The organism is Leucobacter luti (assembly GCF_050310065.1).
Classification (GTDB): Bacteria; Actinomycetota; Actinomycetes; order Actinomycetales; family Microbacteriaceae; genus Leucobacter; species Leucobacter luti_B.
This window is the reverse complement of record NZ_CP190007.1, coordinates 2111262-2138141: the sequence shown is the minus strand read 5'-3', so window position 1 is coordinate 2138141 and position 26880 is coordinate 2111262. Positions and strand designations below refer to the sequence as shown.

Sequence of the window (26880 nt, the reverse complement as noted above, 5' to 3'; positions counted from 1 at the left end):
GGCCGTTTGCGTGTCGATTTCACGCGCGAGAAGCGCGTGTTTCGGGAATGTTACGGCGCGGCCCGGTCTGCGGCGAAATTCTCATTGCGCCGAAGATTATGTGTCAAGCGTGGCCTATGGCCCGCAAGATCAGCAGAAACTTCGTTCATCAATTCGTTTCACCGAAGAAACGAGCGGTAAACTTGGGGGACGAGCCACCGCGCTTCACCGCGACGAAGACGTCTTGAAGCCACCCGAGTGAGTGTGGCGCCGCCCGGGCCGCCGACGTCCCGCCAACCGAGAGGACGTCGATGAACGACCGAGTGACCCCGAAACACCGCGAGCAGCCCCGGCGGCAGGGCGCGGCTGCTCCCGGCCGCGTCGGCCTGTACGACCCGGCCGACGAGCGCGACGCCTGCGGCCTCGCGTCGGTCGTGAATCTCCGCGGCGAGGCGAGCCACGAGATCGTGCTGCTCGCGCTCGAGGCGCTCGAGAACCTGGAACACCGCGGCGCGGTCGGCTCCGACGCCGGCACGGGCGACGGCGCGGGGATCCTGTGCGACATCCCGGACCGGCTGCTCCGCGCACAGCTCGCGGACCAGGATCCGGAGCTCGCGCTGCCGGATCCCGGGGGCTACGCGACCGGGCTCGCGTTCCTGCCGCGCCCGAGCACGGAGCGGGGCGCCGCGAAGTACCGGATCGAGGCGATCGCCAAGGAGGAGGGGCTGAGGGTGCTCGCGTGGCGCCCCGTCGGCGTGCGCCTCGACGTGCTCGGAGTCTCGGCGCGCGACGCGAGCCCGCGCATCGAGCAGCTCGTGCTCGCGCCGAGCGGCCGCGGCCGCGCCGACGCCGAGGAGCTCGAGCGGCGCGCGTTCCGCGCGCGCAAGCGGATCCAGCACGAGACGGGGTGCTACCTGCCCTCGCTCTCGGCGCGGACGATCGTCTACAAGGGCATGGTCACGACGCTGCAGCTGCCGGAGTTCTATCTCGACCTCGCCGACGAGCGCTTCGAGTCGCGCTTCGCGATCGTGCACTCCCGCTACTCGACGAACACGTTCCCCTCGTGGCACCTGGCGCAGCCGCTCCGGCTCGTCGCGCACAACGGCGAGATCAACACGGTGCGCGGTAACCGAAACTGGATGCGCGCCAGGGAAGCGCAGCTCGCCTCCGAGCAGCTCGGCGACGTGCGGCAGCTCCTGCCGATCTGTTCGCCAGGCGGCAGCGACTCGGCGAGCTTCGACGAGGTGCTCGAGCTGCTCGTGCGCGCGGGCCGCCCCCTGCCGCACGCGCTCGCCATGATGGTGCCTGAGGCGTGGGAGTCCGAGCGCGGGCTCCATCCCAAGCTCGTCGACTTTCTCGAGTATCACTCGCTCGTGATGGAGCCGTGGGACGGGCCTGCGGCCATGATCGCGACGGACGGCAACGAGCTCGTTGCGCTGCTCGATCGCAACGGTCTCCGCCCCGGACGCTACCTCGTCACCGATGACGGGCTGCTCGTCATCGCGAGCGAGACGGGCGTGCTCGACTTCGCGCCCGAGCGGGTCGTGCGGCGCGGCAGGATGCAGCCGGGCCGCATGCTCGCGGTCGACCTCGCGAGCGGCCGGATCCGCGAGGATGCCGAGGTCAAGGAGGAGCTCGCGGCGAGCGCGCCGTGGGGCGAGTGGCTCGCCGAGGGCCGGATCCGGCTCTCGGAGCAGCCGGAGCGGGAGCACCTCGTGCACCCGCCGGCCTCGATCAGCCGCCGCCAGCGGACCTTCGGCTACACGGAGGAGGAGCTGCGGCTGCTCCTCACCCCGATGGCGCGCGACGGGATCGAGCCGATCGCGGCGATGGGCACGGACACCCCGATCGCGGCGCTCTCCACGCGCCCGCGCCTCGTCTTCGACTACTTCGTGCAGCAGTTCGCCCAGGTGACGAACCCGCCGCTCGACGCGCTCCGGGAGGAGCTCGTGACGAGCCTGCGGGCCGGCATGGGGCCGCAGGAGAACCTGCTGGCGCAGTCGGCGAGCCACGCGCGGCAGGTGATCCTCGACTTCCCGGTGATCGACAACGGCTCGCTCGCCAGGATCCAGCACTTCGGCGACGATCCGGAGCGGGAGCGCGCGGTCACGATCCGGGGCCTGTATCCCGTGGACTACGAGGCGAAGGGGCTCGCCGACCGGCTCGAAGAGATGTGCCTCGAGGCGAGCGCGGCCGTTGATGCCGGCGCCGAGTTCCTCATCATCTCGGATCGCGACTCGAACAAGGACCTCGCGCCCGTGCCGACCCTGCTCGCGGTCTCCGCCGTGCACCACCACCTGATCCGCTCGGGCCAGCGCATGCGCGTGGCGCTCATCGCCGAGGCGGGCGACGTGCGCGAGGTGCACCACGTCGCCGCACTCATCGGCTACGGCGCGGCCGCCGTGAACCCGTACCTCGCGATGGAGACCGTCGGCCTCCTCGTGCGACAGGGGATCATCACGGGCGTCACCGAGGAGGAGGGCGTGCAGCGCTTCATCAAGGCGCTCGGCAAGGGCATGCTCAAGGTGATGAGCAAGATGGGGATCTCGACGGTCGCCTCCTACTGCGGCGCGCAGACCTTCGAGGCCATCGGGCTCTCCCAGCAGCTCGTCGACCGCTACTTCACGGGCACCGCGTCGAAGCTCGGCGGCGTCGGCCTCGACGTGCTCGCGGCCGAGGTCGCCGCGCGCCACCGAGCGGCCTACCCGGACGACCCAGCAACGCTCGCGCACAAGCGGCTCGAGACGGGCGGCGAGTACCGCTGGCGGCGCGGCGAGGAGCCGCACCTCTTCGACCCGCAGACGGTGTACAAGCTGCAGCACGCCACGCGATCCGGCAAGCGCGAGATCTTCGCCGAGTACACGGCGCGCGTAAATGAGCAGCAGGAGCGGCTCATGACCCTCAGGGGGCTCTTCCGCTTCGCGCCCCAGCGGCCGCCCGTGCCGCTCGGCGAGGTGGAGCCGGTGAGCGCGATCGTGCGGCGCTTCGCCACGGGCGCCATGAGCTACGGCTCGATCTCGCCCGAGGCGCACGAGACGCTCGCGATCGCGATGAACCGGCTCGGCGGCCGATCCAACACGGGGGAGGGCGGCGAGGCCGAGGACCGGCTCCTCGATCCCGAGCGCCGCAGCGCGATCAAGCAGGTCGCCTCGGGTCGCTTCGGGGTCACGAGCATGTACCTCACGCACGCCGACGAGATCCAGATCAAGCTCGCGCAGGGCGCGAAGCCGGGCGAGGGCGGCCAGCTGCCCCCGGGCAAGATGTACCCGTGGATCGCGCGCACGCGGCACGCGACGCCGGGCGTCGGCCTGATTTCGCCGCCGCCGCACCACGACATCTACTCGATCGAGGATCTGAAGCAGCTCATCTTCGATCTCAAGCGGGCGAACCCCTCGGCCAGGATCAGCACGAAGCTCGTCGCGCAGAGCGGCATCGGCCCCGTCGCGGCCGGAGTCGCGAAGGCGCTCTCGGACGTGATCCTCGTGTCCGGGCACGACGGCGGCACGGGCGCGAGCCCGATGAACTCGCTGAAGCACGCGGGCTCGCCGTGGGAGCTCGGGCTCGCGGAGGCGCAGCAGACGCTCATGCTGAACGGGCTGCGCGACCGCGTGGTGCTCCAGGCGGACGGGCAGCTGAAGACGGGGCGAGACGTCGTCATCGCGGCGCTTCTCGGCGCCGAGGAGTTCGGCTTCGCGACGGCCCCGCTCGTCGTGTCCGGCTGCATCATGATGCGCGTCTGCCACCTCGACACCTGCCCCGTGGGCGTCGCGACGCAGAACCCGGAGCTGCGCGAGCGCTTCACGGGCAAGGCCGAGCACGTCGTCAACTTCTTCCGCTTCATCGCCGAGGAGGTGCGCGAGATCCTGGCGGGGCTCGGCTACCGCAGCCTCGAGGAGGCGATCGGAGACTCGGCGGCCCTCGACGTCGACGCCGCGATCCGGCACTGGAAGGCCTCCGGCCTCGACCTCACGCCGATCCTGCGCGGCCCGGAGTTCCCGGCCGAGGAGCCGCGGCGCTCAGGCCGCACGCAGGATCACGAGCTCGAGCTGCACTTCGACGCAGGTCTCATCGAGCTCTCGGCCGACGCGCTGCGCGTCGGCGACCCCGCCGTGATCGACCTGCCGATCCGGAACGTCGACCGGGCCGTCGGCACGATGCTCGGGCACGAAGTGACGCGCCGCTTCGGCGCGGCGGGCCTGCCGAAGGGCACGATCGACATCTCGCTCGCCGGCTCTGCCGGCCAGTCGCTCGGCGCGTTCCTGCCGAGCGGGATCACGATCCGTCTCTCCGGCGACGCGAACGACTACGTCGGCAAGGGGCTCTCGGGCGGCAGCATCACGATCCGGCCGCATCAGGACTCCGGCCACCCGGCGTTCGGCAACGTGATCGCCGGCAACGTCATCGGCTACGGCGCGACCGCGGGGGAAATCTTCATCGCTGGCACGGTCGGCGAGCGCTTCCTCGTGCGCGGATCGGGGGCGACCGCGGTCGTGGAGGGCACGGGCGACCACGCGCTCGAGTACTTCACGGGCGGCTTCGCGCTCATCCTCGGGCCGACCGGGCGCAACATCGGCGCGGGCATGTCGGGCGGCGAGGCCGTGATCCTCGACCTCGATCCGCGCGACGTCAACTCGGCCGAGCTCGGCTCGGGCGCGCTCATGCTGCAGCGGCTCGGCGGCGCGGCGGACCCCGCCGAGGGAGAGGCGCAGGAGGATCCCGAGGAGCCCGCGCTCCGGGAAAAGATCGTCGAGCTCCTCGGCAGGCACCGTGAGGAGACGGGATCCCTCGTCGCGGAGGAGCTCCTCGCTGAGATCGAGCGGGATCCGGATCGCGCCTTCGCCCGCTTCACACGGCTCATCCCGCGCGGCTACTCGCGGGTGCTCGAAATCCGCGTGCGCGCGGATCAGAACGGCATCGATCCCGACGGCGACCACGTCTGGTCGGAGATTCTGGAGGCTACTCATGGCTGATCCGAAAGGGTTTCTCAAGATCCGCGAGCGCGAGCTCGCGCCGAAGCGGCCCGTCGCCCTCCGGCTCATGGACTGGCGCGAGGTCGTCGACCCGGCCGATCCGACGCTCGTGGCGCGGCAGGCGTCGCGCTGCATGGACTGCGGCGTCGCGTTCTGCCACCAGGGCTGCCCCCTCGGCAACCTGATCCCCGAGTGGAACGACCTCGTGCACCGCGGGCGCGGGCGCGAGGCGATCGAGCGGCTGCACGAGACGAACAACTTCCCAGAATTCACGGGCCGCGCCTGCCCGGCGCCGTGCGAGTCGGCGTGCGTGCTCGGGATCAACCAGCCCGCCGTCACGATCAAGCAGATCGAGAACAGCATCATCGACCGGGCCTTCGAGGAGGGCTGGGTCGAGCCGCAGCCGCCGTCCCGCCTCACTGGCAAGACGGTCGCGGTCGTGGGATCCGGCCCGGCGGGCCTCGCCGCCGCGCAGCAGCTCACGCGCGCGGGCCACACGGTCGCGGTGTACGAGCGGGACGAGGAGCCCGGCGGGCTGCTCCGCTACGGGATCCCCGATTTCAAACTCGAGAAGGTCCTGGTCGCGCGCCGGATCGAGCAGCTCAAGGCCGAGGGCACCCGCTTCCGGTGCGGGATCGAGATCGGGCGCGACATGAGCTGGGGCGAGCTGCGGCGGCGCTTCGATGCGGTCGTCGTCGCGACGGGCGCGACCGTGCCGCGGGAGCTCGCCCTGCCCGGGCGCGATCTCGCGGGGATCATGCCGGCGATGGACTACCTGACCGTGTCGAACCGGGTGCAGGACGGCACGCTCGACGGTGGCGCACCCGACGCTGCGCCCTTCGACGCGGCGGGCAAGCACGTGATCGTGATCGGCGGCGGCGACACGGGCGCCGACTGCGTCGGCACCGCGAACCGGCAGGGGGCGCGCTCGATCACGAACCTCGCGATCGGCAAGCGGCCCTCAGAGTCGCGGCCGGATCACCAGCCGTGGCCCGTGCACCCGACCGTGTTCGAGGTGTCGAGCTCGCACGAGGAGGGCAGCGACCGCCAGTACCTCGCCTCGACCGTCGAGTTCGTGAGCGACGGGGACGGAAGCGTGCAGGCGCTCCGCGTCGCCGAGACGGGGTTCACCGAGAAGGGCCGCGTGCCGATCCCCGGCACCGAGCGCCTCCTCGACGCCGACCTCGTGCTCATCGCGATGGGATTCACCGGGCCCGAGGAGATCGACGACGCCGCGGCGGCGCTCCCGCGCGACGGGCGCGGCGCGTTCGCGCGCGCCGACGACTACTCGACCTCGGTGCCAGGCATCTTCGTCGCGGGCGACGCCGGCCGCGGCCAGTCGCTCATCGTGTGGGCCATCGCCGAGGGCCGCTCGGTCGCGGCGGCCGTCGACCGCCACCTCATGGGGGAGTCGGTGCTGCCGAGCCCCGTGTCGCCGCGGGAGCGCGCGATGGCCTGATCGGGTACCACTCCGGAATAGTGCGGCCCGCTTCGCGGTTGCGGGAAGTGGAGCCGCGCAACTGGGCGCGGTCCCGCACGAGACGGAAGGAACACCATGACTGTACTGACTGTGATCGGCGGAAGCGGATACGCGGGCTCGCACATCGCGGAGGCCGCGGCGGTGCGGGGCCTCGCCGTGCGCAGCGTCTCGCGGAGCGAGACCGCGGAGCAGATCGCCGGGGTCGGGTACGAGACGGGCTCGATCCTGGAGTCCGCGGATCGGGCCCGTGCGCTCGACGGCAGCGACGTCGTCATCGTCGCCGTGTCGCCCCGCGGCAACATGGCCGGAAAGGTGCGCGGCGCGGTCGCGGAGCTCGCGGCCGACGCGGCGGCGAAGGGCGTGCGGCTCGGCGTCATCGGGGGAGCGGGCTCGCTCCTCGCGAGCGAGGGCGGGAAACGGCTCGCCGACCTCCCGGACTTCGCCGAGGAGTTCCGCGCCGAGGCGCTCGAGATGGGCGGCGTGCTCGACGACCTGCGCGAGAACGCGCCGGCCGAGCTCGACTGGTTCCTCGTAAGCCCGCCCGCGGAGTTCGGCCCGTGGGCCGCCGGCGAGTACACCGGCAACTACCGCGTCGGCGGCGACGTGCTCCTGAGCGACGACGCCGGGAAGTCGGCCATTTCGGGCGCCGACTTCGGCGTGGCCGTCGTGGACGAGGTCGAGGACCCGAAGCACCGCCGCGCGCGCTTCACCGTCGCGTACTGATCCGGTGACGCGGGCCGGCTCCCGATGCCGGCCCCGACGCCGGCCCGACGGCTCGGCCCGGCTACTCCGAGTCATTCGGCTCGGAGGCCCGCGCGAAAGGTCGGTGCTCTGGGGTGAGAGGCACGCATTCAATTCATCCCTGATCAGGGAGTTCTTCTCTTGACGTGCGGACTCAGCGAGTCGTGACGTGCCGGCGGGTGACTCGCGCTGTGGCCTCGTTCACAATCGGTGACGAAGACGGTCACGCACCAGGAGCGAGGGAGACACCATGCGTCGGAGGCCCGGTCTCGGGATCATGCTCACCCTGACTTTCTTGCTGCTCGCCGGATGCAGCGCGGGCGGGAAACGCGTAGGCATCAGTATCGATGTTGAAAGTTATGGCAGTCCCGCCGTGCTGTACAGCGAGGCGGACCTTGTTGTCGAGATCGATGGCTTGCCGAGCGAGGTCGAGCGGATCGTTAGGTTCCCGGTGGCACCCCTTGAAGTGCAAGGTACAGAACTCCACCGCGACAAGATCCTGGAGCTCCCGGTGTTTGAGGTGCGTGTGCGGCACGTTCTCAAAGGCAACGCCAACCCGGGAGACACCCTCCTCGTCATCGCGGCCGTCCACCCGCAGGCAGTGACGGCCGAGACGGGCCAGACGTGGCTGCTCAGGAACTCGCCTGATTCGACCCTCTACTTGCGTCAGCTGGCCGATGAATACACGGAGAAGGACGGAGTCGTGTGGGCCACCATGAGCCACGACGAGGGAATCGAGCCCGCGGAGGAGTGAGCCCCGCACCCCCTACGCTGTGAGGGTGGATCCTGCTCTCATCGAACGCCTGCGCTCAGACCTGCTCGCCGCCGACTACTCGCTCGCCTCCGTGCGCTCCCTGCTCGGCGAGGAGGCCGACGACGCGCGCCTGCGCGGCGTCTTCGCGCCCGCGCGGCGGAGCCTCGCGGCGCGGGGCGAAGGCGGTCGCGGCGCCGGTCGACTCGGCACGCTCGTGTCCGCGCTACTGCTCGGGGCCGAGCTCACGGCGGCGGAGCTCGACGCCGCGTTTCCCGAGCTCGGCGCCGCTGGCTGCACCGCGCTCGGGCTGTTCGCCGCGGTGCCCACCGGCCGGGACGCGTTCCGGGTTGCGCTCTCCCTGAACCCGGTCGAGCTCGTCGACGCCGAGTCTCCCGCGCCCGTCTCGTGGTGGATCCTGTCGGACCTCGACGACCAGCTGCGGGGCGGGCCCGCGGCCCCGGAACACGTCATGGGCGTCGGCGGTGCGACGCGCTCGCTCATCGCCCAGCTGCCGCCCGGCGCGACGGAGCGCGCCCTCGACCTCGGCACGGGCTGCGGAATCGTGGCGCTGCACCTCGCGCTGCGCGGGCCCGTCGTCGCGACGGACCTCTCGGCGCGCGCGATCGAGCTGGCCCGCGCGAACGCGGCCCTGAACGGGGTGTCCGGCATCGATTTTCGGGTCGGGGACCTCTTCGTGCCAGTCGCGGGGGAGCGCTTCTCGCTCATCGCCTCGAACCCGCCGTTCGTCGTCACGCCGCGCGGCGGCGACGAGCCCGCGTACGTCTACCGCGACGGCGGACTCGTCGGCGATGCGCTCGTCGCCCGGGTGATCCGCGAGGGTGCCGCGTTCCTCGCGGACGGCGGCACGCTCCTGTGCCTCGCGAACTGGGAGTGCCCGTGGGGCGTCGACGGGCTCGAGCGCGTGCGCGGCTGGATCCTCGAGGCCGCAGATGCATGTGGCGTCGGATCGAGCGGCGCCGGATCCCTCGGCACGGAATCCCTCGGCGCCTGGATCATGGAGCGGGATCGCGTGTCGCCCGTCCGCTACGCGGAGACCTGGGCGCGCGACGGCGGCGCACGGCCCGGCGACGCCGAGTTCGAGCGGCTCGTCGAGGCGTGGCTCGCGGACTTCGCCGCCCGCAACATCGTGGCCATCGGGCTCGGAGCGATCCGGATCCGGCGCCTCGAGGCTCCGCAGCCGATTGTCCACGCCGAGCGCGCCGCCGGCGCATTCGATCCCGCGCCGGGCGTCGCGCTCGAGCGCGCGTTTGCGGCGGGCCTCGCGGCCGCGGGCATGAGCGACGCCGAGGCGCTTGCGGCGCGCTGGATCCTGGACCCTGCGGTCGTCGAGGAGCGCGAGCACACGCCCGGTGCGGAGGCGCCGCGCGCGATTTCGCTCGTGACCGGGAGCGGGATCGCGCGCCGGGTGACGGCAGACACGCTGCTCGCCGCGGCCGTCGGCGCCTGCGACGGCGAGCTCTCGCTCGGGCAGATCGCCGACGCGCTCGCCACGATCCTCGAGGTTGACGCCGGTGCGGCGAGCGAGGCGCTCGTCGCCGGAGTGCGTGAGCTCGCCTGGCTCGGGATGATCGCGCCCGCGACCGCCGCGTGATCACGGGTTCCGGCGGTCCAGTCGGCCGGACAGGGGAGTGTCGGTGCGGCTCGATAGAATGGTGCGCGTGATGCGAACCATTGACCTCCGCGGCCGTGATCTGATTCGGGCGGAGCTTCTGCAGCTCGTGCCCCGCGCAGCTCTGAGCGCCGACGAGGCGGTAGAGCGGGTGCGACCGCTCGTCGCCGACGTCGCGGCGCGCGGCGAGGCGGCGCTCCGCGAGCAGGCGAGGGACTTCGACGGGGTGGAGGGGCACGCGCTGCGCGTGCCGGCCGACCGGATCGCGTCCTCGCTCGCGGACTGTCCGGAGGAGGTCGAGGCTGCGCTCCGCGAGCTCATCTCCCGGCTGCGGCTCGGATCCGCGGCCCAGGTCCCCGATGAGCGGGTGACCCAGGTCGCTGCGGGCGCCGTGATCCGGCAGCGCTGGCAGCCCGTCTCGCGCGTGGGGCTCTACGCGCCGGGCGGCAAGGCCGCCTACCCGTCTTCCGTCATCATGAACGCGGTGTCCGCGCAGACGGCCGGCGTGCCGAGCCTCGCGCTCGCCTCGCCCGCGCAGCGGGACAACGACGGCCTGCCGCACCCCGCGGTGCTCTGGGCCGCGGCGCTCTGCGGGATCGAGGAGGTCTACGCGATCGGCGGGGCGGGCGCGATCGCCGCGTTCGCGCACGGCGTGCCCGAGATCGGGCTCGACCCGGTCGACGTCGTCACGGGCCCCGGCAACGTGTTCGTCGCCGCGGCCAAGCGCGTCGTGAGCGGGCTCGTCGGCATCGACTCCGAGGCAGGCACGACCGAGATCCTGATCATCGCAGACGACTCGGCGGATCCCGGCTTCGTCGCCGCCGACCTCATCAGCCAGGCCGAGCACGACGAGGCGGCCGCCTCGGTGCTCGTCACCGACTCGGCCGAGTTCGCCGGCCGCGTCGCCGCGGAGGTCTCGGCGCGCGCCGCGGGCACGCGGCACGCCGAGCGCGTGGCCACCGCCCTCGGCGGCCAGCAGTCGGCCGTGATCCTCGTCGACGACCTCGCGGTCGCGGCCCGCGTGAGCAACGCCTACGGCCCCGAGCACCTCGAGATCCAGACCCGCGACGACGACGCGGTGCTCGCGTCGATCAGCGACGCTGGCGCGATCTTCCTCGGCGGGTACACGCCCGTGAGCCTCGGGGACTACCTCGCGGGATCCAACCACGTGCTGCCGACGGGTGGCACCGCCCGCTTCGCCGCTGGCCTCGGCGCCCACACCTTCCTGCGCCCCCAGCAGGTCATCAGCTACGATCGCTCGGCGCTCGCCCTCGTCGAGGAGCCGCTCGTCGCGCTCGCCGGCGCGGAGGGGCTGCCCGCGCACGGCGAGGCCGTGAGCGCTCGATTCGAGGAGGGGAACGCCTGATGCACTGCCCATTCTGCCGCCACCCGGATTCGCGGGTCATCGACTCGCGCACGGCCGACGACGGCCTGTCGATCCGGCGCCGCCGCCAGTGCCCCTCGTGCGGGCGGCGCTTCACGACGACCGAGACCGCGAGCCTCACGGTGATCAAGCGCTCGGGCGTGGTCGAGCCGTTCAGCCGCGAGAAGGTCATGAGCGGGGTGCGCAAGGCGTGCCAGGGGAGGCCCGTCACCGAGGCCGACCTCGCCGTGCTCGCGCAGCAGGTCGAGGAGTCCGTGCGCTCGAGCGGCATCGCCCAGTTCGACGCGAACGAGATCGGACTCGCGATCCTGCCGCATCTGCGCGCGCTCGACGAGGTCGCGTACCTCCGCTTCGCGAGTGTCTACCAGGCGTTCGACTCGCTCGCCGACTTCGAATCCGCGATCGAAGAGCTGCGCACGCACCCGAGCACCGGCCCAGATTCCGAGGGCCAGCCCGAGGCCGCGCCCGCCACGACCGAGGAGTAGTCGCGCATGCGCCTGTACCCCCTGCTGTTCTCCACCGTGCTCCGCCGGATGGACCCCGAAACCGCGCACCACCTGGCCTTCCGGGTGATCCGCTCGGTGCCGCTCCTCGGCCGCGCCGCGCGGGCCTTCTCGGCTCCGCATCCCTCGCTGCGCGTGCGCGCGCTCGGCCAGGAGTTCCCGAGCCCGTTCGGGCTCGCGGCCGGCTTCGACAAGGACGCCTCCGGCATCCTCGGGCTCGGCGCGCTCGGCTTCGGGCACGTCGAGGTCGGCACCCTCACGAAGCACGCGCAGCCGGGCAACCCGAAGCCGCGCATGTTCCGGCTCGTCGGCGACCGTGGGCTCATCAACCGGATGGGCTTCAACAACGGCGGATCCGCGACGGCCGTGCCGCGGGTCGAGCGCGCGAGGCTTTCCCGCCACCGCCCCGTGATCGGCGTCAACATCGGCAAGAGCCGCGTCACCGAGGTCGAGGACGCGGTGCAGGACTACGTCTGGAGCACGGAACGGCTCGCGCCGCTCGCCGACTACCTCGCCGTCAACGTGAGCTCCCCGAACACGCCCGGGCTGCGTGGACTGCAGGAACTCGAAATGCTCGAACCCCTGCTCGCGGCGGTCCGCGACGCGGCAGCCGGGACGCCGCTCCTCGTGAAGATCGCGCCCGACATGGGCGACGATCAGATCGACGGCATCGTCGCTCTCGCCGTCCGCCTCGGACTCGACGGCATCATCGCCACGAACACGACGATCTCCCGCGAGGGGCTGCAGGCCTCGGCCGCCGAGGTCGAGCGGATGGGGGCGGGCGGGCTCTCCGGCGCGCCGCTGCGCGAGCGCTCGCTCGAGGTGCTGCGCCGGATCCGGGCCGCGGCGCCCGACCCCGAGTTCTGCGTCATCTCGGTCGGCGGGGTGACGACGGCGGAGGACGTCCACGAGCGGCTGCGGCTGGGCGCGACCCTCGTGCAGGGCTTCACCGCGTTTATCTACGAGGGGCCGCTGTGGGCCCGCGACATCAACCGCGGGCTCGTGCGCGCCGGGTTCCGGGGGAGCGCGGCGCGCTGATCCGGAGCTGACTCCCTGAGGTTCACCACGGGGTTCGAGATCATTCCGAGTCGTGAAGCAGTCTGGGTTACGGATCTTGCTGGCGTAGGCAAGCCGCGAGTACCGGAAGATGCATCTGAATGACGTCGCGAACGATATCCACATCGACGCCGAAATACCGGTGCACGAGGATATTTCGGAAGCCTCGGATCTGCGGCCAGGCAATCTCTGGCGCTTGCAGGATGTCCGCGATGCGCTGTTCTATGTTTCGGCTCACAACGCAACCGCATCAGCGATTGCTGATTCTGAGATCGAGCGCTTGAGTAGCTGGACAGGGAAGATATCGATGTCGTCGCGCCCGAACAGCAGGCGAGTTTCCTCCATCAGGCCGGATGCCCGCATGAGAAGGTTGCCGTCTGCGGGGTCCATCTCGACGAGGATGTCGATGTCGCTGCCTGTATGCGCGGTGCCGCGGGCGATCGATCCGAAGAGCTTGGGGTTCGTCGCCGAGTACTTCTCCAGGAGACTGTCGAACTCGCGGCGACGCGCATCGAGTAACTCGCGGAGGGCGAGTGTCTCGGCAGTTGCAGCGGGTGTCGACATGCCTTCAGGATACCCGGGGAGGATGCTCACTCGCGAGGGTGCTCGCTGGTCAGGGTCGTGAGAGTACTCATCGAATGTCTTCGGCCGTCGCTTGGGACTGAGGGTTGTAGCGAGGTCCGAAAGAGGTCGCATCAACCAGCGACAACCCGTAGCCGGAGAACCAGAGCCCCTCAGTTGTTCTTGGGCCGAATTACGCCGGGAAGCTGCCGCGCTTGTTCTGCGGCTTGGGGACGCGCAGGGGGCGGAACTGGAATGCCCGCATCGCGGCGTACCAACGGAAGCCCGGCTGCACCTTGTCCGCGCCGAACCGCTCGGCGAGGCGCTTCTTGAGGCGCATGCCGAGGAACACCGCGTCGAGCACGGCGAGCGCCACGAAGCCCCAGATCACGAACAGGCTGACGACCTGGATGATGCCGGGGATGAAGGTCATGACGAGCACGACGAGCATCATCGGGATGAGCATCTCGCCAATGTTCCAGCGGGCGTCGACGTACTCGCGGACGTAGCGACGCTGCGGCCCTTTATCGCGGGCCGTGAGGTAGCGCTCGTCGCCCTCCATCATGCCGATCCGGGCGCGCTCGCGGGCGTCCGCCTGCTGCTTGCGCAGCTCCTTCTGGACCGTCTTATCCTTGGAGCCGACGATGGGGCGCACGTTCGCCGCCTCCGCCTGCTTGCGCGAGGGGGTCGGGCGGCCCTTGCCCACCGTGGACGATGCCTCCGGCACAGCCTCGTTCTTCTCGGGCTCTGCGGCACCCTTCTTAGCCACGCGTGTCCTCTTCTCGTCGCTGCTCATGTCACTGCGCGCGATTCGCGCCTGATCCGCGCCGGAGTCGATCCGGCAACCCTGCCAGGATACCGTGCCGGATCGAGCAACTCGTGACCGGAGGCGACCGTGCGTTGTCAGTGGAAGCCGGTAGACTGAGACCGGCGTATCCACACTCGAGTGAAGGAGTTGCACATGAGTACGGAGACAATCGAATCAGCCGCACCTGAGGCCTCGGAGGCCGCCCACGGCGTGCAGCTCAGCGAGGCCGCGCGCGAGAAGGTGCGAAGCCTGCTGATGCAGGAGGGGCGCGATGACCTGCGCCTCCGGATCGCGGTGCAGCCCGGCGGCTGCTCCGGCCTGATCTATCAGCTGTTCTTCGACGAGCGAGAGCTCGAGAACGACGCGATCGTGGACTTCGACGGGGTCGAGGTCGCGGTCGATCAGATGAGCATTCCGTACCTGAGCGGGGCCACGATCGACTTCGAGGACACGATCCAGAAGCAGGGATTCACCATCGACAATCCCAACGCGCAGGGCAGCTGCGCCTGCGGCGACAGCTTCAGCTGAGCCGCATCTCGCGAATCAGGTTCCGCGACACCCGTGATTGGTTCGGGGAACGCTCAGGTTCGCGCTAAGCTAACAGGGAGTCATCAGCTTCGCCTGCTTGTTGTGCCGGCGAGAAACGTTTCGAAAGGTATGCGGTGCGTTCCAATCGTCGAATGAAATGGGTCGCGGCCCCAGTGGCGCTGTCGGCAGCGCTTCTGCTTGCCGGCTGCACGCCCGAGCAGCAGCGGGGGTTCCTCCCCGCGGGCTCGGAGGGGGCAACGAACCACACGGACGGGATCACCGGCCTGTGGGTGACCTCCTGGATCGTGCTGCTCGCCGTCGGCGTGATCACGTGGGCCCTCATCATCTGGGCCACGATCGCCTACCGCCGTCGCAAGGGTCAGACGGGCCTGCCGGTCCAGCTGCGGTACAACATGCCGATCGAGACCTTCTTCACGGTCGTTCCCGTGATCCTCGTCCTCGGGTTCTTCGCCTTCACGGCGCAGGAGCAGTCGAAGATCGAGTCGCGCTACGACGCGAACGAGGTCGAGAACGTCGTCGAGGTCATCGGCAAGCGCTGGGCGTGGGACTTCAACTACGTTGACGAAGACGTGTTCTTCCAGGGCGTGCAGGTGCAGACGGACGAGGCCGGCGACCCGGTCGAGTCGACCATGCCGACGCTGTACCTCCCGGTCAACAAGAAGACCGAGGTCCGCCTCGAGACCCGCGACGTGATCCACTCCTTCTGGATCGTGGAGTTCCTCTACAAGAAGGACATGATCCCGGGCCAGACGAACTACATGAGCTTCGAGCCGACCAAGACCGGCACCTTCATGGGCAAGTGCGCCGAGCTCTGCGGCGAGTCGCACTCGATGATGCTCTTCGAGGTCAAGGTCGTTGAGCAGGACGAGTACGACGCCTACATCGACTCGCTGCGCGAGGCAGGCAACACGGGCCAGGTTGGCCTGGAATTCAACCCGAACCACGATCGCTTCCACGGCGACGGGGCCAAGGCTGAGAACGAGTAACAGAGGGATCTGAATAATGATGAAGAAGGGCAATGTCATTGTCTCGTGGCTGACGTCCACGGACCACAAGGTGATTGGGTACATGTACCTGATCAGCTCCTTCGTGTGGTTCCTGGTTGGCGGCCTCATGGCGCTCCTCATCCGCGCGCAGCTGTTTGCTCCGGGCCTTGAGGTCATCCCGACCAAGGAGCAGTACAACCAGCTGTTCACGATGCACGGCACGATCATGCTGCTGATGTTCGCCACCCCGCTCTTCGCGGGCTTCGCGAACGTCATCATGCCGCTCCAGATCGGTGCCCCCGACGTCGCGTTCCCCCGCCTCAACGCGTTCGCGTTCTGGCTCTACACCTTCGGCTCGCTCATCGCGGTCGGCGGCTTCCTCACCCCGCAGGGTGCGGCCTCGTTCGGATGGTTCGCGTACGCGCCACTCTCGGATATGACGTACTCGCCGGGAGTCGGAGGAAACCTCTGGGTACTCGGCCTGGGCGTCAGCGGCTTCGGCACGATCATGGGTGGCGTGAACTTCATCACGACGATCATCACGATGCGCGCCCCGGGTATGACCATGTGGCGTATGTCTGTGTTCACCTGGAACACGCTCATCACCTCGATCCTCGTGCTCCTCGTCTTCCCGGTGCTCGCCGCCGCGATGTTCGGCCTTGCAGCCGACCGAATCTTCGGCGCGCAAATCTACAGCGGTGAGGGCGGAGCGATCCTCTGGCAGCACCTCTTCTGGTTCTTCGGCCACCCCGAGGTGTACGTCATCGCGCTGCCGTTCTTCGGTATCGTCTCCGAGATCTTCCCGGTCTTCAGCCGCAAGCCGATCTTCGGATACAAGACGCTCATCTACGCCACCATCTCGATCGCCGCACTGTCGATGACCGTGTGGGCGCACCACATGTACGTCACCGGCTCCGTGCTGCTGCCGTTCTTCGCGCTCATGACGATGCTCATCGCGGTCCCGACCGGCGTGAAGATCTTCAACTGGCTCGGCACGATGTGGCGCGGCTCGATCACCTTCGAGACCCCGATGCTCTGGTCGCTCGGCTTCCTCGTGACCTTCGTCTTCGGTGGCCTCACCGGTGTCATCCTCGCGTCGCCCGCGCTCGACTTCCACCTCTCCGACACGTACTTCGTCGTGGCTCACTTCCACTACGTGGTCTTCGGAACGGTCGTCTTCGCGATGTTCGCTGGCTTCTACTTCTGGTGGCCCAAGTGGACGGGCAAGATGCTCGACGAGCGCCTCGGCAAGATCCACTTCTGGGTCCTGTTCTTCGGCTTCCACACGACCTTCCTCGTGCAGCACTGGCTCGGCGTCATGGCGATGCCCCGCCGCTACTACACGTACCTCCCGTCGGACGGCGTGACCTGGGGCAACCAGCTCTCGACGATCGGTGCGATGGTGCTCGGCGCCTCGATGATCCCGTTCCTCCTGAACGTGTACATCACCTCGCGCCGCGCGCCCAAGGTCGAGATCAACGATCCGTGGGGCTACGGCCGCTCGCTCGAGTGGGCGACCTCCTGCCCGCCGCCGCGCCACAACTTCACCTCGATCCCGCGCATCCGCTCCGAGTCGCCCGCATTCGACCTCAACCACCCCGAGGTCAGCGGCGTCGAGCAGCCCCCCGTGCGCGAGCTGGCACAGAAGTAACGATCGTTAGGAGAATCTGAGTATGAAATCCAACATCGTCATCTTCACGGTGCTGACGGCCTACTTCGCGCTCCTCGCGAGCGTGTACACGGCCTGGAACGTGATCGAGCACGGCCGCCCCGAGTGGGCCGGCACCGTCACGATCCTGCTCTCGGGTGGTCTCACCGGCTTCATCGCCTTCTACCTGGGCCTCGTGAAGCGCAAGCAGGGCGGCGTCCTCGTCGAGGATCGCCAGGACTCGGACATCGACGACGGGGATCCGGAGCTCGGCGAGTTCAGCCCCTGGAGCTGGTGGCCGATCATGCTGGCCTTCGGCTGCTCGATCGTGATCCTCGGCCTCTGCGTCGGGTTCAACTTCTGGCTCTCGTTCCTCACTGTCCCCCTCGTCCTGATCGGCGTTGTGGGCTGGGTGTACGAGTACTACCGCGGCAACTTCGCCCGCTAGTCAGGATCCGCTCTTGAGCATCAACATCCGCCGGGCTCAGAGCGAAGACGGGAATGCCGTCTTCGCTCTGGCCCGGCAGTTTACTACCGGGCGCGAGCCGATCGGGCGCGACGAGTTCCTCGTCGCCTACGACAACGTGCTGCGCCACCGCGACCAGGAGACGAACGTGCTGTTCGTCGCTGAGCTCGACGGCAAGGTCGTGGGCTACTCGCTCATGACCGTGTCGCGCCTGCTCCACGCGCCTGGCCTCACGGCCCACCTGCAGGAGATCGTCGTCGACAATTCGGCCAGGGGCCACGGCGTCGGCGACCGCCTGATGCAGGCGAACGAGCATTACTGCATGGGCCGAGGGGTGCGCCAGCTCTCCGCCTCGACCGCGCGCATCGGTTCGTTCTACAACCACCGCGGCTTCGAGCCCGTCGGCGAGCACTACCGTAAGATTCTCGATCTCAGCTAGTCATGAGTGAACGGCGTCCCCGGAGGAGGCCCGGCGAGAATCGTGATCGTCTCCTGAAGGCCGGACTCATCGAGTTCGGCCTTCACGGCTTCTACGGCGCGTCGACGTCGGCGATCGCGCTGCGCGCAGAGGTGCCGCAGCCCCACGTCTACGCGAGCTTCACGACGAAGCGGGAGCTCTTTCTCGCGTGCCTCGACGAGGCCCTCGCGATGACGGGCCGTGCGGGCGCCGATCCGGACGCTGAACTCATGATCTTCCAGGCCTTCGCCGCGGCCCGCGCAGAACCGCTCGCGGCGGACATTGCGGGTCGCCTCTCGCGATTCCCGCCGCCGCTCCTGCGCAGGACCCTCGCGTCGGCAGCCCCGCGCCTCCTGACCCAGCTGCCGCCCCCGCCCTCGACGGAGCCCTAGCCCCGCTCGGCCTTGCCGGTTCTGCCCTCCACGCGTGGTGTATCGCGGATAACAGGCACATGGATGGCAGAAATGGCAAGGCAGAGGGAGGTCTGGCATGTGCCCGGGCTTCGGGTGGTAATGTGTGTGGTCCGTGCATGCGAGTGAGGAGGTGGTATCCGTGAGTCACGTCACGTCGGTGCTCCTCCCTCGGAACACGGTCTGGGAGCTATTCGGACGATAGCTCGTTCGGGAGCGCCGCTACTCTGCGCACCCGAAAGGTACGACCATGCAATTCACTGCACACTCTGACGGTCCGAGCACCCGTGCACGCCGTTTCCAGCACGACGGCGTCGATGGCGTCCTCTGGACGCCTCTCCAGACGACGCCACAGTCGCCCGCCCCGCTCGTCTTTGCCGGGCAGCCCGGGGGAGCGGCGGGGCTCGAAGCGAGTATGCCGCGCCTCGAGCAGCGCGCGTCCGCCGCGGCGTCCGCCGGTCTCGCAACCTTCACGCTCGAACTGCCGGGCGCTGGCGCCCGGCCTCCGCTGCCCGGTGTAGATCAGGCGCGGCGAGAGCTCCATGGGGAGTTCGCCGCAGGCCGGAAGCCTCGGGGAGATCTCGTCGATAGGCTCATCCTGCCCCTCGTGGATCAGGCGGTGCCCGAGACTTTGGGCGCCCTTGATGCGCTCCTCGAGTTGCCCGAGCTGAAGGGCCCGGTCGGTTACTCGGGCGGCGTGATCGCGATCGCCGTGCGAGCGCTGACGCGTGATCCGCGGTTCGCGGCCGCGATCCTGTTCGCCGGCAGTCTCATTCCCGAGCGGACGATGGAGGAGGCTAGAGCGCTCGAGATTCCCGTCACGATGCTCCTGCAATGGGATGACACGGGGAACGATCGCGAGCGGTCGCTCGCGCTCTTTGACGCCTTCGCGGCGGGGGAGAAGACTCTCATCGCGAACATGGGAGGCCACCTGGGTGTCCCGGCCGGAGCCGGTGCCCAGGCGCGCCAGTTCCTGGCGTCCCACCTCCAGCCCTAGACCTGGGGGAGAGGGCTTGTCGAAGGGGAGAGCGAAAGGGGGTGGGGCCGCAGGTGTTCCTGCGGCCCCACCCCCTTTCGCGGGTGAGGGCTAGTGGCCCTCGTGGTGTGCCTGCTCGATCTCGCCCTTGGTCGGCGGGGCGATCCGGTCCTCGAAGAACCAGCGGCTGAAGCCGGCGCGGAGGCGCTTCGAGAAGGGGATGCGGCCGTCGTCGTTCGGACGGAGCATGAGCGGAGCGTAGTCCTGGTAGCTCACGAGCTGCCACTGCTCGTACTCGTCGAGCGGCTTGTGCACCTCGATGAACTCACCACCGGGCATCCGGACGATGCGACCGGACTCGTAGCCGTGCAGCGCGATCGTGCGGTCCTTCTTCTGCAGCGCCAGGCAGATGCGCTTCGCGAGGAAGTAGGCGATGATCGGGCCGAGGATGAGCAGTGCCTGGAGCGCGTGGATCACGCCCTCCATGGACAGCTGGAAGTGCGTCGCCATGAGGTCCGAGCTCGCGCCCGCCCACATGACCGCGTAGAACGTGACGCCGGCGGCGCCGATCGCGGTGCGGGTGGGGGCGTTGCGGGGGCGGTCAAGCAGGTGGTGCTCGCGCTTGTCGCCGGTGACCCAGGCCTCGATGAACGGGTAGATCATGACGAGGACGATGAAGACGCCGATGATGATGAGCGGCAGCAGCATGTTCCACGACCAGGTGAAGCCGAACCACTCGGTCTCAAGCCCCGGCGGCACGAGTCGCAGCATGCCGTCCGCGAAGCCGATGTACCAGTCAGGCTGGGTACCGGCAGACACGGGGGAGGGATCGTACGGGCCGTAGTTCCAGATCGGGTTGATTCCGACCATGGAGGCGATCAGAACGATGACGCCGAACACGATGAAGAAGAAGCCACCGGCCTTCGCGGCGTACACCGGGAGAACGGGGAAGCCGACGACGTTCTGCTGCGTCTTGCCCGGGCCAGGGTACTGCGTGTGCTTGTGGATGACCACGAACGCGAGGTGCAGCGCCACGAACAGGATCACGAGTGCGGGGAGCACCATGATGTGCAGCATGTACAGGCGGCCAACGATATCGGTGCCGGGGAACTCGCCTCCGAAGAAGAAGTACGAGAGGTAGGTGCCGATGACCGGGATCGCCTTGATGATGCCATCGATGATGCGGAGGCCGTTGCCCGAGAGCACGTCGTCGGGGAGCGAGTAGCCGGTGAAGCCCTCAGCCATCGCGAGGATGAAGAGGACGAAGCCGATGACCCAGTTGAGCTCGCGCGGCTTGCGGAACGCACCCGTGAAGAAGATGCGCAGCATGTGCAGGCCGATCGAGGCGACGAACAGCAGCGCTGCCCAGTGGTGCACGTGGCGCATCAGCAGGCCGCCGCGGACCGAGAACGAGATGTCGAGGGTCGACGCCATCGCGCCGGACATCTCGACGCCCTTCATCGGAACGTAGGGTCCGGTGTAGTGCGTCTCGATCATGGTGGCCTGGAAGAACAGCGTCAGGAACGTTCCCGAGATCAGGATCACGACGAAGCTGTAGAGCGCGACCTCGCCGAGGAGGAACGACCAGTGGTCGGGGAAGACCTTGCGGCCGAACTCCTTGACGGCGACGCCAATCTTGGTGCGCTCGTCGATGTAGTTCGCCGCGGCTGCGGTGAAGCGGCTGGATCCGCTCTGCGTGGAGGTTTCAGTCACGGTGCTGCTCACTTGAGACGCTCCCAGTAGCTCGGGCCGACGGGTTCATGGAAATCGCTCTGCGCGACGAGGTAGCCCTCGTCGTCGACCGTGATCGGCAGCTGGGGCAGCGGTCGCTTTGCCGGGCCGAAGACGACCTCCGCGTGGTTCGCGACATCGAACTGCGACTGGTGGCAGGGGCAGAGCAGGTGGTGGGTGTGCTGCTCGTACAGCGCCACGGGGCAGCCGACGTGCGTGCAGACCTTCGAGTACGCGACGATGCCGTTGTATGACCAGTCCTTGCGCTCGGGAAGCTCGTTGAGCTCCGACTGATCGAGGCGCATAAGGAGCACGATCGCCTTCGCCTTGGCGTCGAGGAAGTTCTCGCTGCCGCCGCGCTCGTCGAGGCTCATCTTCGCGAAGTCCTCGTGGTTCAGCGTCTCGGGGATGACGTGGAACGCCGAGCCGATCGTGACCTCGCTGGCCTTGATCGGGACACCGGAGGGATCGCGGGAGAGGCGGATGCCCTTGTCCCACATCGTGTGCTTCAGCAGCTGCACGGCGTCGCGATCCTGCGGGGCGAGGCCGCGGAGGAGGGTGATGCCGGGAAGCGGGAACGCGATGAGGGCGCCGATCAGGCTGTTGCGCACGAGCGCGCGGCGTGAGAAGCCCGACTCCTCGTCGGCGAGCTTGAAGACCTCGGCCGAAGCCTCGCGGGTCTCCGTGTCGCTCGGGACCGGGTGGCGGACGTCGATCGACTCGTGGTCGGCCATGAGGGCCTTGCCCCAGTGGACCGCGCCGATGCCGATCGCGAGGAGGGAGAGTGCCATGCCCAGGCCCACGAAGAGCGTGTGCAGGCGGATCGCCATCAGGTCTCCCGTTTCGATCGGGAGGAACATGTAGGCGAGGACCGCACCGAGGCTGCCCGCGATCGAGATGTAGAAGAGCGCGTACACGATGCGCTCGGCCCGCTTCGCCTTCTTCGGATCAAGATCCGTGACGCGCTTGCGGTGCGGGGGAAGGCCCGGGTTCTGCACTGCGTCGGCTGCGATGACGGCGGTTCCCGCCGACACCCCGTCCGCGCCGTGGCCCTGGGCGTCGACAACGGCGTTGTTTCCGCCGTTGTTCATCGCTTCCTCTGCCATGTTGCTCCTTGACTCCTGACTCATGAACTCGTTGCGCCCGTCGAAACTAGTTCGACTTGGCGGTGACCCAGACGGTGAGGCCGATAATCGCGCCCAGACCGATCACCCAGATGAACAGACCCTCGGCCACGGGGCCGATCGAGCCCAGCGAGATGCCGCCGACCGCGGGCTTCTCCTCGATGTACTTGAGGTAGGAGATGATGTCGGCCTTCTCCTGGGGGGTGATGTTGGCATCGCTGAAGACGGGCATGTTCTGCGGGCCGGTGACCATGGCCTCGTAGATGTGCGTCGGAGCGACCCCGGTGAGCTTCGGCGCGAACTTGCCCTGGGTCAGGGCGCCGCCGGCTGCCGCGACGTTGTGGCACATCGCACAGTTGATGCGGAAGAGCTCGCCGCCCTTCGCGATCCCCTCGGCGTCGCTGTCGGCCTTGAGGTACTGCGAATCGGGCAGCCCCGGTCCCGGTGCGAGCGAGGCGACGTACGCCGCCATCTGGAGCGTCTGCTCCTCGGTGAACTGCTTCGGCTTCACCATGCCCTGCGGGCCCTGGAAGGCGAGCGGCATGCGGCCGGTTCCGACCTGGAAGTTCACGGAGGCAGCGCCGACACCGATCAGGGTCGGACCCTCGGGCGTGCCCTCAGCGTTGGCACCGTGGCAGGTGGCGCAGTTGGCGCCGAACAGCTTTTCGCCGGCCTCGATGGTCGCGGGCGACTCGAGGTCGATCTCGGCGGTTGCGGAGGTCTGGCTGAACCCGGCGTATGCGGCCCCGGTGACAAGCAGACCGACCGCCACGAGGGCAGCGGTCGCGAGCGGATGCCGGCGGCCGGACTTGCGTACGTTCTTCTTGGCGCGAGCCATGATGTCGTGTTCTCCTGACCCTTACTTGAGGACGTAGATGACGATGAAGAGGATGATCCAGACGATGTCGACGAAGTGCCAGTAGTACGACACGACGACCGCTGTCGTCTCCTCCTTGTGAGTGAAGTTCTTGACGGCGTAGATCCGGCCGATCACGAGCAGGAAGGCCACGAGGCCCAGCGTGACGTGGATGCCGTGGAAGCCGGTGGTCATGTAGAAGGCGGAGCCGTAGGGATCCGAGGCGAGCGTGATGCCCTCGGATACGAACGTCGCGTACTCCCAGACCTGGCCCGAAACGAAGACCGCACCCATGAAGAAGGTGAGGTAGAACCACTCAACGGTTCCCCACTTCGCAGGGCTCGCACCGGTTGCGCGCGGCTGCATCCGCTCCGCGGCGAAGACGCCGGCCTGAGCGGTGAAGGAGGACGCAACCAGGATCAGCGTGTTGATCAGCGCGAAGGTGAAGTTGTGCTTCGAGGTCTGCTCGGCCCAAAGCTCGGGGTTCATGGCCCGCAGGGTGAAGTAAATCGCGAAGAGGCCCGCGAAGAACATGACCTCGCTGCCGAGCCACACGATCGTGCCGACGGCGACGATATTCGGTCGCTTCACCGAGGGCACGGCTGACTTGGTATTCATAGTGGTCGTTGTCACCCCTCCATTATGGCTGAAAGTTTGGTGTGCGTTTTCACCCAGGGTCGGCGCGCCGAACTTTCTGCGAGTTTCCTGCCAAGCCTATCGCCTCCGGGGACTCGCTGCGACACGGCACCCGGGGTGTCACGCGCCTTCCGGAGGGGGAGTCCCGCGCGGATAGAATCGAGTTCATGATCGACGAACGCACCTGGCCCATCGTCCTTTCCACGCTCCTCGAGGGTGAGGATCTCAGCGTGTCTCAGGCCGAATGGGCGATGTCGAGTTTCATGACGGGCGAGGCAACTGGCGCTCAGATCGGGGCATTTCTCGTGGCGCTCCGGTCCAAGGGGGTGACCGTCGACGAGGTGATCGGCTTCCGCGACGCGATCCTCGCCGAGGCCGTGCCGCTCCCGCTCCCCGCGATGTCGCTCGACATCGTCGGCACGGGAGGCGACCGTTTCGGGACGGTGAATATTTCGACAATGGCTTCCATCACCGCGGCGGCCGCGGGCGCGCCGGTCGTGAAGCACGGCAATCGAGCAGCGAGCAGCCTGTCCGGCTCCTCGGATGTGCTGAGTGCCCTCGACGTCGATCTCTCCCTTGACGCCGAGGCGCTCGTGCGGGCGTTCGAGCGCAGTGGCATCGCTTTCGTGCACGCCTCGCGCTTCCTGCCCGGCTTCCGCCACGTCGCCGCAGCGCGCGGTGAGCTCGGGATCCCGACGGTGTTCAACTTCCTCGGCCCGCTGTGCAACCCGGTGCGCCCCGAGGCCTCCGCCGTGGGTGTCGCCGACCTGGATCGCGTGCCCATCTTTGTCGGCGTGTTCCGGCTTCGGGGCGCGTCGGCGCTGGTGTTTCGGGGGGATGACGGGCTGGATGAGCTCACGACGACGGGGCACTCGCGGCTCTGGGAGGTGTCGCGTGGCGGCCTCACCGAGCACGATATCGATCCGCGGGAGCTCGGCATCCCGCGGGCATCGATTCAGGATCTCGCAGGCGGGACCCCCGACGAGAACGCCGCAGTGGTCAGGCGCGTGCTGGCTGGGGAAAGCGGGCCGGTGCGCGACATCGTGCTGCTCAATGCTGCGGCGGGCCTCGTCGCGTTCGACCTCGCCCAGCGCCCTGAGACGGCCGAGCGGGCGCTGCTCGAGCGCCTCGACGAGAAAATGAAGATCGCCGCCGAGGCCATCGACTCGGGGCGTGCCGCGCGGAAGCTTGAGGACTGGGCGAGCGCCACCTCGGAGGCGGCCGGTGCGGGGGAGAGCGCCGGATCCTGATCCGGATCCTGATCCGCTCTCGAACGCGGCTCCGGATCCTGATCTGGGGCAAGTGACGACGAACACGAAGCGGGGCGGCAACCTGACTGGTTGCCGCCCCGCTTGGCGTCTGCGGGACCCGAGCTAGGGCGCCGTCGTCGGGCTCGCCGGGGTGCCGGCCTCGCCCGCGGCGACCGTGCCGTCGCCCGGGGGAGCGGCCTCGACGGTCGGGGGATTCTGCTTCTTCTTCGCGAGTTGCTCGCGCGTCATGCGATGGTATTTCGAGATGAAGGGCATGGGGTCGACCGGCTTGTCCTCCACCCGCATTGCGAGGTGGAGGTGCGCCCCGAAGGCGAGCCCGGTCGCGCCGACCTTGCCGACCGGATCGCCCATGGCGACGCTGTCGCCCTGCTTGAGCTGGTGCGAGTCGCTCTGCATGTGGCAGTAGCGGCTCGTGACCTCCTGGCCGTCGATCTCGTGCTCGAGCTTCAGCCCGAAGCCGCAGCCGTCGTTCGCGTAGCCCGCCTCGACGACCTTGCCCTCCGCGATCGCGAAGATCTGGGTGCCCTCGGATGCCGCGAAGTCCTGCGCGTCGTGGAACTGCTCGACCGGGGCCGTACGGTAGCCGAACGGGTCCGTGAGCATGACCTTCTGCTTGAACGGGTAGTTCACGACCGAGTCCGCGCGATACTCGAAGCTCGCGGGTGCTGCGGCCTCGGAGTCCACTGCGGAGATGTCGGCGAAGGAGGCGGGCATCGCGTCGGCCGACACCTCTGAGAAGAGCTTCTGCTGCGCGGCCGCGCCTCGCTCGGTGGACTCCGCCTGCTGCGTGAGCGGGATCGCCATCGTGAGCACGAGGCCGCCGACGCTCGCCGCCGCCGCGAGGCCCGCGATCCTGCGCCGAACACTCGGCTTCTCGGCGGGTGGCGGGCTCTGGGCGACCGTCGCATCCGGCACGTGCTGGGTGCGCGGCACCTGCACGTACTGGGCGCGGGCGATCTCGGGAACGCGATTGCGCTCGCGGCGGTGCGGCGGGGCCGCGGCGACTCCGGCAGGAGCTTCCGAGTGGGGTCCGTTCTGCGCCGCGCGTAGGCTGCGCCTCGACGGATACGGTGATTGCTCCGACTGGGGGGTCTCGGTCATGCGCTCTCTCGGTTGGCGGCACGCGGTCGATGGATCCGCGCAGAAATATAACGAACAGGTTACAGCGACATCCTGAAAAGGTCTAGTGATGAACGCTGTTCATATCCTCAGTGGGCTTCGATGCGCCCGGTCGCCCCGTCGTCGCGAATGGGCGCCGCGGCGGCAGCCGCCGCGAGCGCCGCGACGATGAAGCGCTCGATGAGTTCCGGGTTCTTCTCGCCGCGGATCGATTCCACGCCGCTCGAGACGTCGACGCCGGCGGGATGCGCGGCGCGCACCGCCGCACCGACGTTATCGGGGGAGAGGCCGCCCGCAAGCAGCCAGTTCGAGCCGAGCCGCTCAGGATCCGCGGTGCTGAGATCCCACGTTTCGCCGGACCCGGGAACCGCGCCGTCGATGAGGAGACGCTCCTCGCCGTGATCCCCGGCGTGCACCTCCCGATCGCGGGCGAGCGAGGTCGCGCGCCAGACCCGCGGGTGGATCGTCTCGGCGAGCTCGAAGTCGGACCTCTCGTAGCCCCCGTGCAGTTGCAGCACGTCGAAGCCCAGATCCCGCGCCATTCGCGCGGCCTGCTCTGCCGGCATCTGGTCCACGACGAGTACGGTCTCGACCGTGGGGGAGGCCGCCCGAGCCGCCTGGATCACGAGGGAGGCGGTCTCGGGCGACGCATCGCGCGGGCTGCCCGGACTCATCACGACGCCGATCGCCCGCGCGCCGAGGCGCGCGGCCAGTGCCGCATGCTCCGGTTCCCGGATGCCGCAGATCTTCACGTACACGCTGATGCACACCTCCTGAGGGTCCCA

General features: G+C 68.8%; 25 protein-coding genes. 16 read left to right on the top strand and 9 right to left on the bottom strand.

What is annotated here, in order from left to right:
* Positions 1-290 precede the first annotated feature (290 nt).
* The 8 genes from gltB to ACOPJ3_RS09740 all read left to right on the top strand — a co-directional run bounded on the left by gltB (position 291) and on the right by ACOPJ3_RS09740 (position 12479).
* Positions 291-4949, top strand: coding sequence for a glutamate synthase large subunit (gltB, locus tag ACOPJ3_RS09775; protein WP_427868988.1), 4659 nt, complete (start codon positions 291-293; stop codon positions 4947-4949).
* Positions 4942-6408 (top strand): glutamate synthase subunit beta, encoded by a 1467-nt coding sequence (locus ACOPJ3_RS09770; RefSeq protein WP_427868987.1) that lies wholly within the window; start codon positions 4942-4944, stop codon positions 6406-6408. Before gltB ends, ACOPJ3_RS09770 begins: the two co-directional genes overlap by 8 nt.
* Positions 6409-6504: 96 nt before the next feature.
* Positions 6505-7152, top strand: a complete 648-nt coding sequence (locus ACOPJ3_RS09765; protein ID WP_427868986.1) for an NAD(P)-dependent oxidoreductase — start codon at positions 6505-6507, stop codon at positions 7150-7152.
* 295 nt (positions 7153-7447) lie between these two features.
* The gene (locus tag ACOPJ3_RS09760) at positions 7448-7924 is read left to right on the top strand and encodes a hypothetical protein (RefSeq protein WP_427868985.1); all 477 of its coding nucleotides are present in this window, start codon (positions 7448-7450) and stop codon (positions 7922-7924) included.
* Positions 7925-7949: 25 nt separating this feature from the next.
* Positions 7950-9536: a class I SAM-dependent methyltransferase gene (locus ACOPJ3_RS09755; RefSeq protein ID WP_427868984.1), complete on the top strand. Its 1587-nt coding sequence runs from the start codon at positions 7950-7952 to the stop codon at positions 9534-9536.
* A 70-nt stretch (positions 9537-9606) separates the two neighbouring features.
* Complete coding sequence (hisD, locus tag ACOPJ3_RS09750) at positions 9607-10920, top strand: histidinol dehydrogenase (protein ID WP_427871208.1); 1314 nt, start codon at positions 9607-9609, stop codon at positions 10918-10920.
* Positions 10920-11423: a transcriptional regulator NrdR gene (gene nrdR, locus ACOPJ3_RS09745; protein WP_427868983.1), complete on the top strand. Its 504-nt coding sequence runs from the start codon at positions 10920-10922 to the stop codon at positions 11421-11423. Before hisD ends, nrdR begins: the two co-directional genes overlap by 1 nt.
* A gap of 12 nt (positions 11424-11435) precedes the next feature.
* The gene (locus ACOPJ3_RS09740) at positions 11436-12479 is read left to right on the top strand and encodes a quinone-dependent dihydroorotate dehydrogenase (RefSeq protein WP_427871207.1); all 1044 of its coding nucleotides are present in this window, start codon (positions 11436-11438) and stop codon (positions 12477-12479) included.
* Positions 12480-12546: 67 nt separating this feature from the next.
* Here the strand turns inward: ACOPJ3_RS09740 and ACOPJ3_RS09735 are convergent, their stop codons facing one another.
* The 3 genes from ACOPJ3_RS09735 to ACOPJ3_RS09725 all read right to left on the bottom strand — a co-directional run bounded on the left by ACOPJ3_RS09735 (position 12547) and on the right by ACOPJ3_RS09725 (position 13827).
* The gene (locus tag ACOPJ3_RS09735) at positions 12547-12735 is read right to left on the bottom strand and encodes a HepT-like ribonuclease domain-containing protein (protein ID WP_427868982.1); all 189 of its coding nucleotides are present in this window, start codon (positions 12733-12735) and stop codon (positions 12547-12549) included.
* Positions 12732-13091 carry a nucleotidyltransferase family protein gene (locus ACOPJ3_RS09730; RefSeq protein ID WP_427868981.1) on the bottom strand — a complete coding sequence of 120 codons (360 nt, stop codon included), beginning with the start codon at positions 13089-13091 and terminating at the stop codon, positions 12732-12734. Before ACOPJ3_RS09730 ends, ACOPJ3_RS09735 begins: the two co-directional genes overlap by 4 nt.
* Positions 13092-13251: 160 nt before the next feature.
* Positions 13252-13827: a DUF3043 domain-containing protein gene (locus tag ACOPJ3_RS09725; protein WP_427868980.1), complete on the bottom strand. Its 576-nt coding sequence runs from the start codon at positions 13825-13827 to the stop codon at positions 13252-13254.
* A gap of 192 nt (positions 13828-14019) precedes the next feature.
* Here ACOPJ3_RS09725 and ACOPJ3_RS09720 point away from each other — a divergent pair, with 192 nt between their 5' ends.
* The 7 genes from ACOPJ3_RS09720 to ACOPJ3_RS09690 all read left to right on the top strand — a co-directional run bounded on the left by ACOPJ3_RS09720 (position 14020) and on the right by ACOPJ3_RS09690 (position 19379).
* Positions 14020-14394, top strand: a complete 375-nt coding sequence (locus ACOPJ3_RS09720) for a HesB/IscA family protein (RefSeq protein ID WP_427868979.1) — start codon at positions 14020-14022, stop codon at positions 14392-14394.
* 152 nt (positions 14395-14546) lie between these two features.
* Positions 14547-15401, top strand: a complete 855-nt coding sequence (gene coxB, locus ACOPJ3_RS09715) for a cytochrome c oxidase subunit II (protein ID WP_427868978.1) — start codon at positions 14547-14549, stop codon at positions 15399-15401.
* Between the two features lie 19 nt (positions 15402-15420).
* Positions 15421-17052: a cytochrome c oxidase subunit I gene (ctaD, locus tag ACOPJ3_RS09710; protein WP_427871206.1), complete on the top strand. Its 1632-nt coding sequence runs from the start codon at positions 15421-15423 to the stop codon at positions 17050-17052.
* A gap of 22 nt (positions 17053-17074) precedes the next feature.
* Entirely contained in the window at positions 17075-17497 is a 423-nt protein-coding gene (locus ACOPJ3_RS09705; protein WP_427868977.1) for a cytochrome c oxidase subunit 4, read from the top strand.
* A 13-nt stretch (positions 17498-17510) separates the two neighbouring features.
* Positions 17511-17954 carry an N-acetyltransferase family protein gene (locus ACOPJ3_RS09700; protein ID WP_427868976.1) on the top strand — a complete coding sequence of 148 codons (444 nt, stop codon included), beginning with the start codon at positions 17511-17513 and terminating at the stop codon, positions 17952-17954.
* 2 nt (positions 17955-17956) lie between these two features.
* Positions 17957-18364 (top strand): helix-turn-helix domain-containing protein, encoded by a 408-nt coding sequence (locus tag ACOPJ3_RS09695; RefSeq protein WP_427868975.1) that lies wholly within the window; start codon positions 17957-17959, stop codon positions 18362-18364.
* Positions 18365-18632: 268 nt separating this feature from the next.
* Positions 18633-19379 (top strand): alpha/beta hydrolase, encoded by a 747-nt coding sequence (locus tag ACOPJ3_RS09690; protein ID WP_427868974.1) that lies wholly within the window; start codon positions 18633-18635, stop codon positions 19377-19379.
* A gap of 90 nt (positions 19380-19469) precedes the next feature.
* Here the strand turns inward: ACOPJ3_RS09690 and ACOPJ3_RS09685 are convergent, their stop codons facing one another.
* Genes ACOPJ3_RS09685 through ACOPJ3_RS09670 form a run of 4 tightly spaced genes read right to left on the bottom strand, consistent with a single transcriptional unit; the run spans position 19470 to position 23687 of the window.
* Complete coding sequence (locus tag ACOPJ3_RS09685; protein ID WP_427868973.1) at positions 19470-21083, bottom strand: cytochrome b; 1614 nt, start codon at positions 21081-21083, stop codon at positions 19470-19472.
* Positions 21080-22195, bottom strand: coding sequence for a Rieske 2Fe-2S domain-containing protein (locus ACOPJ3_RS09680; RefSeq protein WP_427868972.1), 1116 nt, complete (start codon positions 22193-22195; stop codon positions 21080-21082). Before ACOPJ3_RS09680 ends, ACOPJ3_RS09685 begins: the two co-directional genes overlap by 4 nt.
* A 46-nt stretch (positions 22196-22241) precedes the next feature.
* The gene (locus ACOPJ3_RS09675; protein ID WP_427868971.1) at positions 22242-23051 is read right to left on the bottom strand and encodes a c-type cytochrome; all 810 of its coding nucleotides are present in this window, start codon (positions 23049-23051) and stop codon (positions 22242-22244) included.
* A gap of 21 nt (positions 23052-23072) precedes the next feature.
* Positions 23073-23687, bottom strand: coding sequence for a cytochrome c oxidase subunit 3 (locus ACOPJ3_RS09670; protein WP_427871205.1), 615 nt, complete (start codon positions 23685-23687; stop codon positions 23073-23075).
* Positions 23688-23872: 185 nt separating this feature from the next.
* On the opposite strand from ACOPJ3_RS09670, the gene trpD reads away from it, so the two are divergent.
* Complete coding sequence (trpD, locus tag ACOPJ3_RS09665) at positions 23873-24955, top strand: anthranilate phosphoribosyltransferase (RefSeq protein ID WP_427868970.1); 1083 nt, start codon at positions 23873-23875, stop codon at positions 24953-24955.
* Between the two features lie 123 nt (positions 24956-25078).
* Here trpD and ACOPJ3_RS09660 read toward each other — a convergent pair whose 3' ends face one another.
* Together ACOPJ3_RS09660 and ACOPJ3_RS09655 are read right to left on the bottom strand one after the other, a co-directional pair.
* Positions 25079-26077, bottom strand: coding sequence for a M23 family metallopeptidase (locus ACOPJ3_RS09660; RefSeq protein WP_427868969.1), 999 nt, complete (start codon positions 26075-26077; stop codon positions 25079-25081).
* A gap of 107 nt (positions 26078-26184) precedes the next feature.
* Positions 26185-26865 (bottom strand): phosphoribosylanthranilate isomerase, encoded by a 681-nt coding sequence (locus tag ACOPJ3_RS09655; RefSeq protein ID WP_427868968.1) that lies wholly within the window; start codon positions 26863-26865, stop codon positions 26185-26187.
* Positions 26866-26880: the final 15 nt, after the last annotated feature.

Excerpts from the sequence above, each read along its gene's own strand:
- gltB (WP_427868988.1), top strand. The coding sequence starts at position 291 with ATGAACGACCGAGTGACCCCGAAACACCGCGAGCAGCCCCGGCGGCAG.
- ACOPJ3_RS09770 (WP_427868987.1), top strand. The coding sequence starts at position 4,942 with ATGGCTGATCCGAAAGGGTTTCTCAAGATCCGCGAGCGCGAGCTCGCG.
- ACOPJ3_RS09765 (WP_427868986.1), top strand. The coding sequence starts at position 6,505 with ATGACTGTACTGACTGTGATCGGCGGAAGCGGATACGCGGGCTCGCAC.
- ACOPJ3_RS09760 (WP_427868985.1), top strand. The coding sequence starts at position 7,448 with ATGCTCACCCTGACTTTCTTGCTGCTCGCCGGATGCAGCGCGGGCGGG.
- hisD (WP_427871208.1), top strand. The coding sequence starts at position 9,607 with ATGCGAACCATTGACCTCCGCGGCCGTGATCTGATTCGGGCGGAGCTT.
- nrdR (WP_427868983.1), top strand. The coding sequence starts at position 10,920 with ATGCACTGCCCATTCTGCCGCCACCCGGATTCGCGGGTCATCGACTCG.
- ACOPJ3_RS09720 (WP_427868979.1), top strand. The coding sequence starts at position 14,020 with ATGAGTACGGAGACAATCGAATCAGCCGCACCTGAGGCCTCGGAGGCC.
- coxB (WP_427868978.1), top strand. The coding sequence starts at position 14,547 with ATGAAATGGGTCGCGGCCCCAGTGGCGCTGTCGGCAGCGCTTCTGCTT.
- ctaD (WP_427871206.1), top strand. The coding sequence starts at position 15,421 with ATGAAGAAGGGCAATGTCATTGTCTCGTGGCTGACGTCCACGGACCAC.
- ACOPJ3_RS09705 (WP_427868977.1), top strand. The coding sequence starts at position 17,075 with ATGAAATCCAACATCGTCATCTTCACGGTGCTGACGGCCTACTTCGCG.
- ACOPJ3_RS09695 (WP_427868975.1), top strand. The coding sequence starts at position 17,957 with ATGAGTGAACGGCGTCCCCGGAGGAGGCCCGGCGAGAATCGTGATCGT.
- ACOPJ3_RS09690 (WP_427868974.1), top strand. The coding sequence starts at position 18,633 with ATGCAATTCACTGCACACTCTGACGGTCCGAGCACCCGTGCACGCCGT.
- ACOPJ3_RS09680 (WP_427868972.1), bottom strand. The coding sequence starts at position 22,195 with ATGGCAGAGGAAGCGATGAACAACGGCGGAAACAACGCCGTTGTCGAC.
- ACOPJ3_RS09675 (WP_427868971.1), bottom strand. The coding sequence starts at position 23,051 with ATGGCTCGCGCCAAGAAGAACGTACGCAAGTCCGGCCGCCGGCATCCG.
- ACOPJ3_RS09670 (WP_427871205.1), bottom strand. The coding sequence starts at position 23,687 with ATGAATACCAAGTCAGCCGTGCCCTCGGTGAAGCGACCGAATATCGTC.
- trpD (WP_427868970.1), top strand. The coding sequence starts at position 23,873 with ATGATCGACGAACGCACCTGGCCCATCGTCCTTTCCACGCTCCTCGAG.
- ACOPJ3_RS09660 (WP_427868969.1), bottom strand. The coding sequence starts at position 26,077 with ATGACCGAGACCCCCCAGTCGGAGCAATCACCGTATCCGTCGAGGCGC.